This is a genomic window from Paraburkholderia phenoliruptrix (assembly GCF_047325075.1).
Taxonomy (GTDB): Bacteria; Pseudomonadota; Gammaproteobacteria; order Burkholderiales; family Burkholderiaceae; genus Paraburkholderia; species Paraburkholderia phenoliruptrix.
Genome location: NZ_CP168531.1, coordinates 2,000,671 through 2,015,341 on the forward strand (window position 1 = coordinate 2,000,671; position 14,671 = coordinate 2,015,341).

13 protein-coding genes and 1 pseudogene are annotated in these 14,671 nt (G+C 64.3%); 6 read left to right on the forward strand and 8 right to left on the reverse strand.

Translation table 11 applies throughout. The annotated features are described in order from the left end of the window. Positions 1 to 9: 9 nt before the first annotated feature. Positions 10 to 438, reverse strand: a pseudogene (locus ACEN8U_RS21125) (alpha/beta fold hydrolase); the annotation flags it as partial. A gap of 199 nt (positions 439 to 637) precedes the next feature. Here ACEN8U_RS21125 and ACEN8U_RS21130 point away from each other — a divergent pair. The 4 genes from ACEN8U_RS21130 to ACEN8U_RS21145 all read left to right on the forward strand — a co-directional run bounded on the left by ACEN8U_RS21130 (position 638) and on the right by ACEN8U_RS21145 (position 5,003). Continuing rightward, the gene (locus ACEN8U_RS21130) at positions 638 to 1,513 is read left to right on the forward strand and encodes a LysR family transcriptional regulator (RefSeq protein ID WP_015002936.1); all 876 of its coding nucleotides are present in this window, start codon (positions 638 to 640) and stop codon (positions 1,511 to 1,513) included. 117 nt (positions 1,514 to 1,630) lie between these two features. Beyond that, complete coding sequence (locus ACEN8U_RS21135) at positions 1,631 to 2,662, forward strand: succinylglutamate desuccinylase/aspartoacylase family protein (RefSeq protein WP_041746254.1); 1,032 nt, start codon at positions 1,631 to 1,633, stop codon at positions 2,660 to 2,662. Between the two features lie 69 nt (positions 2,663 to 2,731). Beyond that, positions 2,732 to 4,093 (forward strand): MFS transporter, encoded by a 1,362-nt coding sequence (locus ACEN8U_RS21140; protein ID WP_015002934.1) that lies wholly within the window; start codon positions 2,732 to 2,734, stop codon positions 4,091 to 4,093. A gap of 16 nt (positions 4,094 to 4,109) precedes the next feature. Next, positions 4,110 to 5,003 (forward strand): MBL fold metallo-hydrolase, encoded by an 894-nt coding sequence (locus ACEN8U_RS21145; RefSeq protein ID WP_015002933.1) that lies wholly within the window; start codon positions 4,110 to 4,112, stop codon positions 5,001 to 5,003. A 16-nt stretch (positions 5,004 to 5,019) separates the two neighbouring features. Here ACEN8U_RS21145 and ACEN8U_RS21150 read toward each other — a convergent pair whose 3' ends face one another. The 5 genes from ACEN8U_RS21150 to ACEN8U_RS21170 form a co-directional block, all read right to left on the reverse strand. Further along, positions 5,020 to 6,177, reverse strand: coding sequence for a D-mannonate oxidoreductase (locus tag ACEN8U_RS21150; RefSeq protein ID WP_015002932.1), 1,158 nt, complete (start codon positions 6,175 to 6,177; stop codon positions 5,020 to 5,022). A 24-nt stretch (positions 6,178 to 6,201) separates the two neighbouring features. Next, positions 6,202 to 7,209 carry a zinc-binding alcohol dehydrogenase family protein gene (locus tag ACEN8U_RS21155; protein WP_015002931.1) on the reverse strand — a complete coding sequence of 336 codons (1,008 nt, stop codon included), beginning with the start codon at positions 7,207 to 7,209 and terminating at the stop codon, positions 6,202 to 6,204. Positions 7,210 to 7,287: 78 nt separating this feature from the next. Further along, positions 7,288 to 8,235: an ABC transporter substrate-binding protein gene (locus ACEN8U_RS21160; RefSeq protein WP_013588731.1), complete on the reverse strand. Its 948-nt coding sequence runs from the start codon at positions 8,233 to 8,235 to the stop codon at positions 7,288 to 7,290. Between the two features lie 39 nt (positions 8,236 to 8,274). Then, entirely contained in the window at positions 8,275 to 9,306 is a 1,032-nt protein-coding gene (locus ACEN8U_RS21165; RefSeq protein WP_013588730.1) for an ABC transporter permease, read from the reverse strand. Further along, positions 9,299 to 10,831, reverse strand: a complete 1,533-nt coding sequence (locus ACEN8U_RS21170; RefSeq protein ID WP_081588216.1) for a sugar ABC transporter ATP-binding protein — start codon at positions 10,829 to 10,831, stop codon at positions 9,299 to 9,301. Before ACEN8U_RS21170 ends, ACEN8U_RS21165 begins: the two co-directional genes overlap by 8 nt. 270 nt (positions 10,832 to 11,101) lie before the next feature. Between ACEN8U_RS21170 and ACEN8U_RS21175 the strand changes: the two genes are divergently transcribed. Beyond that, the gene (locus tag ACEN8U_RS21175) at positions 11,102 to 11,803 is read left to right on the forward strand and encodes a FadR/GntR family transcriptional regulator (RefSeq protein WP_015002928.1); all 702 of its coding nucleotides are present in this window, start codon (positions 11,102 to 11,104) and stop codon (positions 11,801 to 11,803) included. A gap of 168 nt (positions 11,804 to 11,971) precedes the next feature. After that, positions 11,972 to 12,586, forward strand: a complete 615-nt coding sequence (locus ACEN8U_RS21180; RefSeq protein ID WP_041746252.1) for a dihydrofolate reductase family protein — start codon at positions 11,972 to 11,974, stop codon at positions 12,584 to 12,586. Between the two features lie 66 nt (positions 12,587 to 12,652). Here the strand turns inward: ACEN8U_RS21180 and ACEN8U_RS21185 are convergent, their stop codons facing one another. Continuing rightward, positions 12,653 to 13,639 (reverse strand): MurR/RpiR family transcriptional regulator, encoded by a 987-nt coding sequence (locus ACEN8U_RS21185; RefSeq protein WP_041745412.1) that lies wholly within the window; start codon positions 13,637 to 13,639, stop codon positions 12,653 to 12,655. Further along, positions 13,602 to 14,669, reverse strand: a complete 1,068-nt coding sequence (locus tag ACEN8U_RS21190) for a C45 family autoproteolytic acyltransferase/hydolase (protein ID WP_015002925.1) — start codon at positions 14,667 to 14,669, stop codon at positions 13,602 to 13,604. The genes ACEN8U_RS21185 and ACEN8U_RS21190 overlap by 38 nt, the downstream gene beginning before the upstream one ends. Positions 14,670 to 14,671: the final 2 nt, after the last annotated feature.

Sequence of the window (14,671 nt, forward strand, 5' to 3'; positions counted from 1 at the left end):
CGACTCGATTTCCAGCAGGTCTTCGATATCGGCCTGAGAAAAGCCGCCGACGTAGTCGCCGTCGTTAATGAAAGACGGCGACGGGCCGACCATCACATTGGCCGCGAAGCGCTGCGGCGCCTCGATGGCGGCGAGCATGCCGATCGTCGCGCTGACCGAATGTCCGATGAAGATCACCGGGCCGGTCGCGAACGCTTCAACGATCTGCAGTACGTCCGAGGCGTAGCCGTGCAGCGATCCATACTTCTGGTAGTCGTAGCTCGCGAGGTCCGATCCTCCGCTGCCGACGAGATCGAACAGCACCGTCCGGTAGCGTCCCTCGAAGGTCGGCGCGACGTAGCGCCACATGGTCTGATCACAGCCGAAGCCATGCGAGAAGATCATCGTTGCCGGGCCGTTTCCCGCTACGCGGACGTTGTTGCGTTGAAGCAGGTTCACGAGCGAGTTCCAGAAAGGATTACTTCGAGGGGCGGTCTGCGCGGCAATTGTGACCTGCTGCGGGGTGGCATAGAGGGGTTCTTTCGCGTGCCGTTGTCCGCGTTATCGTAACAGCAACGGCGACTCGCGAGGGTGTGCGGCCATTGTTCTTTTCATCCTGCTCTATCATTGCCGACGACCTGTCCTGTGCGAAACGACCATGGAGCTTCGACATCTTCGCTATTTCATTGCTGTTGCCGAATTGCGCAGCGTGCGGGCCGCCTCCGAGCAGTTGCATGTCACGCAGCCGGCGATCTCCCGCCAGATCCACGATCTCGAAGACGCGGTCGGCGCGGCGTTGTTCGAGCGCACGCCACGCGGCCTCAAGTTGACGGCGGCGGGCACGGCGTATCTTGCGCAGGCGCGGGATATCCTCACACGCGTCGATGCGGCCAACCGGCTCGCGCGGCGCATTGCGGCCGGCGTGCATGGCCATTTGCGGATCGGCTTTGTCGAAAACGCAGCGTGGATCGGTGTCGTCTCGCATGCATTGAGCGCATTCGAGCAGAGTTCGCCGCACGTCGCGCTCGAACTGACGCCGATGAATTCGCCCGAGCAGTTCGAGGCGATTGCAGCGGGACAGCTCGACGGTGGCTTCTGCTACCGTCTCGGCACCTTGCCGCAGGGGCTCGCAAGCATTCCGGTGCTCGAGCAGAACGTCGTGCTGGCCGTGCCGCAAGCATGGCCGCTCGGCGCGACAGGCGCCGTGATGACGAGCGAACTCGCGGGCAGGCCATTCATTGCGTTTCCGCGCCGCATTTATCCGGCTTACTACGACCGTCTGCTATCGGCGTGTGCCGAGCGCGGGCTGACACTCGATATCCGTCAGGAGGCGTCGACGGAAACCGCGATTCTCTCGCTGGTTTCCGCGGGCATGGGCGCCGCCATCGTCAATGCTGCGAACCGCTATCGGCCGCCGGCACGTGTGCGTTTTGTCGAGTTGCGCGATCTGTCGGTGCCGCTGCCGCTCGAATTCTGCTTTGCGTCGGCAGATGCGAACCCCGCGCTCGCGCGTTTCGTCGAGCAACTGAGGTAGCGGGCGGCGCATTCCAGTGCGATGCCTGCGAGGCATCAGCCGCGGCAGAAATCGGCATTGGCGCCGCCGTCCGGCGTCAGCGATAGTGAAGACAACTTTCCCTTCACGTGTGCCGCCATGACCACTTCCGCCTCACTCATCGCCACGGACATCGACTTCGAGCGCGTCGGTTTTCAGACCGGGACGCTGCGCTTGCCGTGGTCGCACGATCGTTCCGCCTACGGCCATATTCCGATTCCAGTAGCGGTACATCACGCAGGCGCCGGGACCGGGCCCACCGTCCTCCTGACGGGCGGCAACCACGGCGACGAATACGAAGGTCCTGTCGCGCTGATGAAACTGCTGCAGCGGCTGCCTTCGCTGACGATACGGGGCCGCCTGATTGTGATTCCGGGTCTTAACTTTCCGGCGTTCATCAACGGTTCGCGCACGTCGCCGATCGATCGCGGCAATCTGAACCGCCTGTTTCCCGGCGCACGCAACGGCCAGCCGACGGAGATGATTGCGCACTACGTGGAAACCGAACTGCTGCCGCGCGCCGATGTCGTGATCGACCTTCACGCCGGCGGCGCTTCGTTCGATCATCTGCCGACGCTGCTCGCCTCGCCGCCGGATCAAGGAGAACAACGCGGAGCACGACGGGCGCTCTACATGGACCTGGTTCGCGAGTTCGGCGCGCCGAACACCATGATCATGGATCTGCTCGGCGAGGACCGGACCTTCGCCGCGGCAGCCGAGCGCCACGGCAAGCTTTTTCTGTGCGGAGAGTTCGGCGGCCATGCGGGCTGCGATGCCGCCAACCTCGCGATCGTCGAGGCCGGCTTGCAGCGGGTGCTGCACCGGCTCGGCATGACGCCCGACGGGCACACGGCCCCTCGCGCGCAGCGCACACGTTTTCTGCGCGTAGAAGGCGCGCACCACTATGTGTACTCGCCGCACGCCGGCGTGTTCGAGCCCATGTTCGCATTAGGCGACGAGGTGCGCGCCGGTCAGTTGGCCGGGCGCCTCTTCGATCCGCATCGTCCGTGGCAGCCGCCGCAGGAGATCGCATTTCGCGGCGACGGCACGGTAATGTGCATGCGCACATTTGCCCGCGTGGAGCCGGGCGACTGCATTGCGCTGCTGGCTTCGCAAGCGAATATCGATTGAGCTGTGCCGCGAGGCAGCCGCGCAGCGAAGCGGAATCTGAACACCCACTAAAGGATACGGAGACGAAAGATGAGCGCCCAAACCTGTTCGGCGGAGCCGGCCGATGACATAGCTGGAAGTACGTTCAGCGAGAATGCCGGCTATTCCGTCTACATCGTGCTGCTGTTTTTTATCTGCTTTGCGTTCTCGTATCTCGACCGGCAGGTCGTCAGCATTCTCGTGCCGCCCATCAAGCAGTCGCTTGGGCTCACCGATACGCAAATCGGCCTGCTGCAAGGCTTCTCGTTCACGATGTGCTATGCGACAGCAGGCGTGTTCGTGGCACGGCTCGTCGATCGCGCGAATCGCGTGAAGTTGATCGCCGCCTGCATCGCGATCTGGGCAATCTCCACCACGGCCTGCGGGTTCGCCAGCAACTTTTCCGAGTTGCTGCTCGCACGTGCCGGCACGGCCATTGCCGAAGCCGCATTGAGTCCCGCCGCGTTGTCGATTTTCAGCGATCTCTTCGCGCCGCGCCGCGTTGCGCGCGCAAGCAGCGCCTTTATGCTCGGCCCCTATGTGGGCGGTGGCCTGGCCTTGTTCGGCGGCGGCATGCTGCTGTCCGCGACGGCGGTGGGCGGCAGTCATGCCTGGCTGGCCGCGCACGGTATCGCGCCATGGCAAGCAGTGTTCATCGCCGTGGGTCTGCCCGGTCTGGCGTTGGCCGCGCTCGTTGCGCTCACGGTGCGTGAGCCGGCGCGGCGCGAAATCGCGGCGCATGCAGGACACGCGCAGGACGCCATGCCGTCGTTCAAGGACGTGCTGCTGGCGTTGTTCGTGCATAACCGCTTCTGTCTCGCGTATTTTGCCGCCTACGTGGCGCTCATTACGCTCTTCTATTCGCACTCCGCATGGTTTCCCACGCTGCTGATGCGCCGCTTCCACCTCGCTCCGGGCGTGGTCGGCCAGATGGCGGCGCCCGCGTACATGATCGGCGGCATGCTGGGGGTCGCATGTGCGGGCATGCTGGCGACACGCGTCACGGACGAAACCGCGCTGCGCCGCGTGCTGGGCTTTTCGGCGGGCGCTGTTGCACTATTGGTGCCGGCGGCCATTGCCATGCCGCTGGTGGGCGACAGCACGGTGGCTGTGCTGCTCTACGGCGTGAGCGCATTCACGGCCAGCATCGCCATGGGACTGGCACCCGTGCCGCTGCAGATCGCCATGCCGAACCGCATGCGCGGCCGCTCGCTGGCGCTGCTCGTCTTCATGACCAATGCGATCAGCGGCGGTGTCGGTCCGCTGTCTGTCGGCTATCTGAATGAGCGTTTGGGGCACACTGGCGAAAGCCTGGGACTGGCACTTGCGCTCGTCGGCGGCATCTCCGCGCTCGTGAGCGCGATGCTCTATACCGTAGCCATGCGGCGAGTGCCGGTTGCCGACGCTCAATGACTCCTGGAGAACCATCATGCCGGCGAAATGCACTGCACCCGTCTATCGTGTCGGCGCGGCGACCATCACCCGCGTCGACGAAACCGGCTTCGCGCTCGCGCCTGAGCGGCTCTTCCCCGCGTGGGATGAAAACGGCGTTCGCGCGCTCAAAGAACGCTTCGGCACCGCGAGCCTCGATCTGACGAACCGGCGCATACCGTTGCGCACGCATCTATGGGTAGTGCAGATCGATGCGCACACCATCGTCGTGGATACGGGCATCGGCAACCGCAAGTCCCGGCCGTTCAGCGAACTGTTCCATCAGCTCGACAATCCCGTGCTGGAGCGTTTTGCCGCGGCCGGCTTTCGACCGGAACAGGTCGACTATGTGCTGCTCACGCACCTGCACGTCGATCACGTCGGTTGGAACACGCATTGGCAGGACGGTCGCTGGATGCCGGTCTTCTCCAACGCGACCTACGTATTCGGTCAGCGTGAGTGCGACTTTTTTGCCATGCCGGAAGGCGAGCCGCGGCGCATGGTGTTCGAAGACAGCGTGCTTCCCGTCATTGAAGCGGGGCAGGGCCGTGCGGTGAGCGATGCAGGCGAACAGATTCTCGACGGCATTCGATTCCTGCCGACGTTTGGGCACAGTATGGGGCACATGGCCGTCGAGATTCGCTCACGCGGCGAAACGGCGCTCTTTTCCGGCGACGTGATGCACAGCCCACTGCAGGTGCATCGGCCGGACTGGAGCTCGGTGTTCTGCACCGATGCCGCGCAGGCTCGCGAATCGCGGCTTTGGCTGCTCGATCACGCGGCACACACCGACGCGACCGTTTTCGCGGCGCATTTTCCCGAGACGTCCGCAGGCAAGGTGGGGCGCTCGGGCAGCGGATTCGAATGGCGTTACCTGTGCCCGCCCACGTGACGCGCGCAGCGGCCTTTCACGATGCCGCTGCTTGCGCTGCGGGTGCCAGTCCATGGCGCGCCAGGGTTTCGCGCAGGCGCGTCTGATGAGGCGCGACCGCGAGCGAATCGGCCAACGCGATCAGCGGGGCGATTCGCCGCCGCACTTTTTCCACGTGGTTTTGGGCGATATCGGCGATGCGGTGATCGAGATAAGGGTTCAGCAACCGTTCCCGCACGCTCGCGAGGTACTGCTCGGCGCGATCGCCCAGACCCATCGCAGTGAAGACGGGCAACACCTCCTGCTCCCACACCGCCTCGATGCCCGCACGCAGCGCGGCGTCGTTCATTGCGTCGAACACCGTCTCCTCGGCGTTTCGGCGCTGTGCGAGCCATTGGTCGGCGAGCCACGTGTGTCCGAGATTCAGAAAGAACAGCTTGAGTTGTTCATAGCTGCGCAGGTCGTCGGTCACGACGATGTCGTCGTGCGTACACGGCAGCTCCATGCCGGGACGCCGCTCGATCGCCCACAGCGCATACGGTTCGGCGACGGCGCCCACCGGTTCGATCGGTTCGGAAACGATCCGGTCGACGAGCGAGTTGACCCACACGCACTGCTGCGACAGATAGGCGATGAATGGCACGGGCTGCGCCCACCGTTGCGCGAGGCCGATGACCAGATCGCGCAGCGTGTCGCCGTTGCTCGCGACGAGCTCGCAGGGAAAGATCGACACGCCTGCACCGGGCCGCTCGCGCCACCGTGCATGAAGGAGCGCGAGCAGCTTGGCAGGATAGCTGTGCGGCGCCTCGTCATGAAGCGCGAGGACGGCGGGCGAGTCGCGCTCGTCGAGCCGATAGCCCGCATCGCCGGTATTCGATACGATCACGCGCACGTCGTGAATGACCGCGTGCCGGATCGCAGCCCAGTCGCGCTTTGCGACCCAGGCGGCGCGCACCGCGCCGCATTGAACCACCGTGTCGACGACCGCGCCGTTTTCCCTGCCGCGGATTCTCACCGGATAGCTGCCCGCCTGCGCGAGCGCGGCGATGCGCGCCTCGCTGGCCGGGTTGCCGGTTGTCTGCACGACACTGATGCCGCCGATTGCTTCGCCGCGACCGAGCGCCTGCGCAACGAACAGTGCGACATGGGCCTGCAAAAACCGGCTGGTGCCGAATTGAAGAATGGGTTCACTCATCTCGAACGATTCCAGCAGGTCCGCTCAGCATTCCACCAGCGCCTTGACGACGGTCTGTCCCGGCTCCATCAGCTTCGGGAACTCCGTGGGCACGTCGGACAGGCGCATGCGGTGAGTGTTGAGCGCCTTGTCCGGAATATGCCCCGCGCGCATCGCGTCAAGCACCGTCTCGAAGTCTTCGGCGGTGGCGTTGCGGCTGCCGAGCAGCGTCGCTTCGCGCTTGTGAAACTCCGGATCGGAGAAGCTGATCTCGCCGGGCACGATTGAAATCAGCACGTATTTGCCGCCGTGCGCAATGAACTCGAAGCCGCGGTTCATTGCTTTGACGTTTCCCGTCGCGTCGAACACGACGTCGAAAAATTCGCCGTTGGTGATGGCCGACAGCTCGTCCACGTCATGCGGCCCGATCTGCACCGCGGCAACCGCAAGGTGCTCGCGGCTGAACGCGAGACGGTCGGCGCGCGTGTCGAGGCAGGTGACGCGCGCGCCGCGCAGGTTCGCGAACAGCATGGCCGCCATGCCGATCGGCCCCGCGCCTACGACCAGCACGCGCTGCCCGGCCGACACGTCGGCACGGCGAACCGCGTGCGCGCCGATAGCGAGGAACTCGAGCATCGCGGCCTGATCGAGCGTTACGCCATCGGCCTTGTGCACGAACTGCGCCGGGACCGACAGATATTCCGCGAGCGCGCCGTCGCGATGCACGCCGAGCACCTTGATATTGACGCAGCAGTTGGTCTTACCCTGCCGGCATGCAATGCACGTTCCGCACGACAGATAGGGCATGACATAGACCGGGTCGCCGGCCGCGACATGCGCGCCCGGATCGGCTTCGGCGACGATGGCCGACAACTCGTGCCCCATGACGCGCGGATATTGCAGGTAGGGCTGGTTCCCCGAGTAGATGTGCATGTCCGTGCCGCAGATACCGACGCGGCTGACCCGCAGCAGTACCTCGCCTTGCGCGCGGCGAGGCAGCTGGCGGTCTTCGTGGCGCAGCACGCCGGGCGATTCGCAAATGACGCTAAGCATTCAGGGATCCTCTTTATTGAGCTTCTCGATCGGCCGACGGCTCGTCAGACAGCCGCCGCGCCGGGGCGTTAATCAGTATCAGTAGAGAACATTCCTGGCTTCCGTTGAGTCGAGGTTCTTCTTCTCGACCATCATGACACCCGTGTCCACCTGCTTCGACACCGGCTTGTGCTCGATCACGCTGACGAGTGTCTGGATGCCCTTGTAGCCCATCTGGTAAGAGCTTTGCACGGCGATGGCCTGGATCGTGCCGTCGCGCACGAAGCCTTGCAGGTCCTGGTTGCCGTCGAAGCCGATGGCCACCACCTTGCCGCCTTTGCCTGACTGCTGGAGCGCGCGACCCATTCCGACCGCGGTGGGTTCGTTGGCGCCGAAAATGCCCTTCAGGTCGGGGTTGGCCGACAGTACGTCGGTGGTCTGGTTGAGCGCGGTCGCCATTTGCGACTGCGAGTAGAACGGACCCACCAGTTGCAGCTTCGAATGCGCGGCAATGTACTTGCGGAAGCCGCCGACGCGGCCGATTTCCGAACCGGCGCCCGGCACGTACGACATGATCGCGACCTTGCCGGTCTGGCCGACGCGGTCGATCATCGCCTGCGCGCAGAGTTCGCCGGCTTTCGCGTTGTCCGTCGACAGGAACGACTGGTAGTACTGCTTACCGGACTCGGACACCGCCGAGTCGATGAGCACGACCGGGATATGCGCTTCCCACGCTTTCTTCATGGCCGGCACGAGCGCGTCGGGGTCGGACGGCGCGAGGACGATGCCCGCGACATGCCGGTTCACCGCATTCTCGACCATGTTCACTTCGTCTGCGATTGCGGATTCCGCGGCCGGGCCCTGAAAGGTCATCGTGTAGCCCTTCGCATCGGCCATCGCGGCAGTGGCGCCTTTCTGGACGTTCTGCCAGTAGTTGGAGTTCGCGGTCTTCACGATCACGGCAATTTCGCCGCCTGCCGCCTGCGCGTACGCGCTGAACATCGCACACATCGCTGCGGCCGCAGCCAGCATGGATAGTTTTTTCATGTCTCGCTCCTTCATTGTGGTTGGGACTTCGTCTTCTGATTACAACTTCCGGTTGCGGAGTTGATCGATCCACACGGTGCCGAGAATGACGACGCCGATGATGATCTGCTGGATAAAGCTCGATACGCCGTTCATGTTCAGGCCGTTGCGCAGCACGCCGATCACGAATGCGCCGATGGCCGTGCCCGAGATCGTGCCGACGCCGCCCATCAGCGAGGTGCCGCCGATGACCGCACTGGCGATGGCGTCGAGCTCGTACATCACGCCCTCATTCGGCTGCGCGGTGACGAGGCGCGACATCAGCACGCAGCCGGTGGCGCCCGCAAGCAGACCGGACAGGACGTAGGTGAAGAGCTTGACGCCCGGCACATTGACGCCCGAGAGCCGCGCGGCTTCCGCATTCGATCCGACCGCGTAGATGTGACGGCCAAGCGAGGTTCGCGAGAGCAGCACGGAGACCGCCGCGAACAGCACCACCATGATCACGACAGGGTAAGGAATCCCAGGGAATACCGTGTCTGGAAAGCCGTCCGGGCCGATATGCGAGATTCTGAAGAGCGCGCCGTTGCCGAGTTCGCCGAAGGCGTCGCCGAGACCGGAGACCGGTCGTGCGCCGGTGATCTGCAGCGCAAGACCGCGGGCGACCAGCATCATGCCCAGGGTGGCGATGAACGGCGGCAAACCCATGCGCGTCACGCAGATGCCGTTGACCCATCCGCACGCGGCGCCGACCAGCATGCCGCCGAGCATCGCGAGCGGCACGGGCACGCCGGCCTTGGTGAGCAGCGCGGCCGCGACGCCCGAGAGCGCCAGCACCGAACCGACGGAAAGGTCGATGCCGCCCGTGATGATGACGCACGTCGCGGCCACGCCGAGATACGCGATGGAGGTGACCTGAAGCGCGACTGTCATCAGATTGCCGACCGAGAAAAACGCGGCGCTCGTCAGCGAAAAGGCGGCGATCAGCACGACGAGGCTGCCGAGCGCGGCGAATTTCTGAATCAGGTCGCGGCGCCGCTGCCGTGCCTGTTTGTCGACGGCTTGCGTGCGGCCGGATGCGATTTCAAGCATGACTTCTCCCTGATGCGTGGTGCAGGATTTCCTCCTGACTGGTCTTGCCGGTTTCGAGGACCGCGGTGATGCGCCCCTCGTGAAAGACGGCGATACGATCGGTCATGCCGAGCAGCTCCGGCAATTCAGAGCTGATCAGCACCACGCCGACACCATCGGCGGCGAGGCGGTCCATCAGCCCGTAGATCGCGTATTTGGCGCCGACGTCGATGCCGCGCGTCGGCTCGTCGAAAAACAGAATGCGCGAGCCGCGGTACAACCATTTGCTGATGACGATCTTCTGCTGATTTCCGCCTGACAGATTCCGCGCGATCTGCCGGACCGTCGGCGTGCGGATGCCGAGTTCGCGCACGTAGCGCTCGGCGATGGCCGTCTCTTCGGAAAAGCGCAGAAAGCCGCGCGAAGCGATGGCGCGGACGTTGGCGAGCGTGATGTTGGCCGACACGGGCATCGAAAGGGCGAGGCCGTCTTTCTTGCGGTCTTCGGACAGATAGGCAATGCCGTGGCGAATGGCTTCGCGCGGCGAGCCGATGTGAACGGGCGTGTCGCCGAGCAGGATCGAGCCGGAGTCGGGCCGCTCCGCGCCGAAGATCGCGCGGGCGACTTCGGTGCGTCCCGCGCCCATCAAACCCGCGAAGCCGAGAATCTCGCCCTTGCGCAGGTCGAACGAAACGGGGCCGAAGCTGCCGGATCGTTGCAGGTCGCGCACGCGCAGCAGCACGTGGTCCGTGGGCACGGACGCGCGCGGCGGGTAGGCATCGTCGAGAGAACGTCCCACCATTCGCGCGACGATTTCGTTGATCGTGGTGGCGGCGAAATCGCTGGTTGCGATATGGCGGCCGTCGCGCAGCACCGTCACGCGGTCCACGATTTCGGCCATCTCGTCGAGCCGGTGAGAAATGTAAAGAATCGCCACGCCGTCGGCGCGTAGTTCGCGGATGATGCGGAACAACTGCACGGTTTCCGATTCCGTCAGCGACGACGTGGGTTCATCCATGATCAGCACGCGCGCGTCGAGCGAGAGCGCTTTGGCGATCTCGACCATCTGCTGCTGCGCAATGGAGAGCGCGCCGACCAGCGTGGTGGGCGCCACATGGAGCCCGATGCGTTGCAGACAGCGCTCGGCGTTGGCGTTCAGCGTGCGGTAGTCGACGAACGGGCCGCGCCTGGGTTCGCGCGCAAGGTAGATGTTCTCCGCGACCGACAGGTGCGGCACCAGGTTCAGCTCCTGGTGAATGATCGCGATGCCGGCGGCCTGCGCTTCCGAAGTCGAGGAGAACTGCACCGGCTCGCCGTCGTAGGACATGACGCCGTCGTCCGCGCGGTATTGGCCGCTGATGATTTTCATCAGCGTCGATTTGCCGGCGCCATTTTCTCCGCAGACGGCGTGGACTTCGCCCGAGCGCAGGTCGAGGTCGATGCCGTCGAGCGCGACGACTCCGGGGAAGCGCTTGCCCACGCCCTTGAGCTGCAGGATTTCCCGGGTCGCAGGTCGCTCACGCGCAAGGCCCGCCGCCGGCTGCATGCCGCTGTCTGTCACTCGCGTCTCCAATGTGTTTGGGACTGTGTCATTTGCCGCGTCCGCGAGGCGTCGCGAACTGGCCAGTCCAATTTTGAAAACATTAGAGCGCACATTGGCGTGGTTGGTCAAGCCAGTCATAAAAAATATAACTGATCAATCCAGTGTGAGCTTCCCCGACGCGATGATGGCCCCGTCAGGCCCAGCCCGCGGGCCGCCATGCTAGACTTCGATGCGGTCCGCCTTGAGGGATCGCCGACAGGACAACCTCGCACAATGAAGCAAACTGAAGCAAAGCGGCTTTACCAATCCGTGGCGGCCCAGATTCTTGCGCTTATTCAACAGGCCGAACTCGCGCCGGGCGCCCGGCTGCCCCCTGAGCGGGAGCTCGCCAACACCCTCGGCGTATCGCGGCCATCGTTGCGCGAGGCATTGATTGCGCTGGAAATCGGCGGTCAGATCGAGATACGCATGGGATCGGGTGTTTATGTGCGCGATCCGAAGGAGGGCGGCGACAATGGTGTGCCGGCCCTCGGAGAAAGTCCGTCGGAACTGATGCAGGCCCGCGTCGCCATAGAAGGAACCGTCATCGTGCTGGCGGCCGGAAGACTGTCGGCGGCTGTGCTGGACCGGCTGCGCCGCACCGTCGAACGGATGAAGCGGCTCGCCGCTGCGGGAAAATCGCCAGTCGATGCCGACCGTCAATTTCATATGCTGATCGCGGAGACTGCCGGCAATTCGGTGCTGAGCCGCTTCGTGGCCGAGATGTTCGATAGCCGCCACGACCCGATCGCCGCGGCGATTCGCGACCACTCCGAAAGCACCGAGACCTGGTCGGCGGCCGTGCGCGAGCATGAGGAAATCCTCAAGGCGCTGCAGACAGGCGATCCGATCGCGGCGCAGACCGCCATGCGCATGCACCTCAAAGCGTCCGGCGAGCGGTGGATCGCAGGGGCGTTGCAGCAGGGAGAGGTTTAGTTGGCCGGGGCTTCGGCCGACACAAACGACGCGTAAGCCGGATGTCGCGCGTGACCGTTGCCGTCGCAGCAGGCAGCATTTCCGAGGATTAGCGGGCGGATTGACCTGCGCTTTGCCGTGTCGATTCCGACCGGTGCCGTTCGTCGTGCGGGTAAGGAGGAAGTGACCATGCCCAAGATCGTATTGAACGCATTTCTGACCCTGGACGGCGTGATGCAGGCGCCGGGCGGCCCCGATGAAGATCCGGAAAACGGCTTCCCGCATGGCGGCTGGCAGGGGCCCTATACGGACGAGGTGATGCGAAAGCTGATCGTCGATGGATTCGCGGACGCCGACGGCTTTATTCTCGGCCGCAAGACCTACGGCATCTTTTCGAACTACTGGCCGACAATCACCGATCCGGACAACGTGATCGCCGTTGGCCTCAACTCGCGGCCGAAGTACGTGTTTTCACGCAGCCTCGAACAGGTCGGCTGGAACAACGCGCATCTGATAAAAGGCGACACGGTCGCGGAACTGCGCAAGCTGCGCGCGCAGCCGGGCCAGACGCTGCACACCTGGGGCAGCACGGTGCTTCTGCAGACGCTGCTGGCGCATGATCTCGTCGATGAATACAGGCTCTTTATCTTCCCGGTCGTGCTGGGATCCGGCAAGCGGCTCTTCGGCAGCGGCACGGTGCCCGCGGCGCTGAAGCCGGTCGAATCGGCGACCAGCAGCAAAGGCGCCACCTTTCTCCGGCTCGAGCGCGGCGGGCGCCCGACGTATGGGCAAATCGGCGATTAACGTCAGCCCCGTGTCGGGCGGCCTCCATCTGGAGGTTTGAGGGTTAGTCAATCTCCGCGAAACGTCTTATATTTCGATGCCCAGCGCCGTAATCAGCCGTTCGCGCCTTTCGAGCGCCTGCAGCGAGCGCTTGCCGAGATGCGTGGCCACCAGGTTGAGCAGCCCTTCGCAAAACACGAGGTAAGCGCCCATGCTGTTGCTGAAGAAACTGCTTTCGTGTGGGATCAAAAATGCGTGGGTCGCGGGCGGCACAAGCGGCGAGGCGAGCGTATCGGTAATGGCTATGACCGACAGCCCGCTCTGCGCCGCAGCGACGGCCGCCTCGGCGACGCTGCGCGTATAGGGCGCGACGCTCGTCACGACGACCACATCGCCGGGTTGCAACTGTGCGAGTCCCTCCGCGACGCCGAGCCCTTGCGCATCAAGAAGCGCGACGTCCGTGCGGATCATGCTCAGGCCGTAGCAGACAAAGCTCGCCAAGGCGCTGAACTGGCGCAATCCGTGGATGCGCACGCGTTTCGCCTCTGCCAGCATGCGTGCCGCACCGCGCAGATGTTCAGGCGAGAGCTGCGAGAGGAAACCTTCGACGTTGATAATGGATTCGCGCGCGAGCTGCACGACCGTTTCGACCTCTGGCGAAGCGGCGCCGCCATCAGCGGCCGCTGCCCGGTTCGTTTTGCCCGCCACCAGCCGTTCGGCCTGCTGGCTGTAGAAGTGCCTGTGCCGCTGCGCGATGCTGTCGCGAAACACATTCTGGAAGTCCGCGAATCCCGTATAGCCGAGCCGCGTGGAAAGCCGCGTGAGCGTGGATGCATTCACGCCGAGCGAAGCCGCCAGATCGGTGATGGTGCGAACGGCGACTTCCTCTGGGCGTTCCAGCAGTTTGGCGAGCACCGTATGCGCCGTGCCGCCGAGCGAAATGTCCGCTTCGTCGCGACCGATTTTCACGACGAGTTCGCGCAATCCGTCGACGGTGCGCGGCGGCCTTGACGCTGACGGCCTCGTGCTGTCGTGATCAGTCCTGCTTTGCGGTGTCTGCTTGCTTGTGGCCATCGATCATTCGATACCGGGCGGGACTCCCGGGATGTTCATAAACGCTCCATTCTACGTGAGTCTCCCTGACTGTAATGAGGGCGGTGGCGAGCGTGTTTTCGTCGTCGGGATCATGCGGGTCGTCGCGATAGATCGGCAAGCCCCCGTCTTGCCGATCGGCGAGGATGGCGAGTGGGTCAGGCACCTGTCCGGCGGCGCCTGCCTGCGCGAGCAGCGCGTCTCCCCGCGTCTGCCGATGCAGCGAAGATTCGGTGATGACCTGCGGGAAGTCCTTCATCTCCGGATGAATCGCATGGTTCGCGTGCAGCGACGGCTCGGTGATCTCGCGTACCGAACAGCCGTAGGCGCTGTATTCGACGCTCAAAAGCGCCGGATGCGCACGATGTGCGAGCGTGAGATGAAAGCCGCCCGCCCGCGGCGCATCGCGCAGCAACGAGACGGCTGTATCGAGATCCGTCGCATCGAGCACGGCACGCGTCAGCACCATGCGCGGCACACCGGCGATCACGCGTCGCTGGCGCAAATTATTGACGGTGACAACGAGCCCGGCATCGGTCACAGCGAAGGTATGTCCTGGCAGCGAGCCGGGATACACAAACGCAGCGAAGCCCGGACTGCCTTCGATCCGGCACTGCGCAATGGCGCAATCACCGGAAAAGCCGGGATCGCCGTCCTCGTTATGAGCGATCCGCCGCTCGCCCGCGTGAGGAGCGTGAGGCAACTGCACGGTCGTGCAACCGTCCGGCGACATGGCCCATAGGTCACCGCGGCAATTCCAGAGGAAGACTTCCTCGAAGGGCAAGCGCAGACCTTGGGCCAGTCCCTGCAATTCGGCCCAGATGCGTGGAAAGCGCGTCTCGGTGTGCATCGCGAGACCGGCGGCCACGGCGCTGCCGCGCCAGCGCATCACGGTGTGCCATGCGTCGGTGTGCAGCAAGTGTCGATGGACGGCCGCAGCACCGAAGCGGCCCAACGCTTCGCCCGCCTCGAACGGCGAGCCAGAAATTTCGATGAAAGCGAGTGAGGACATGA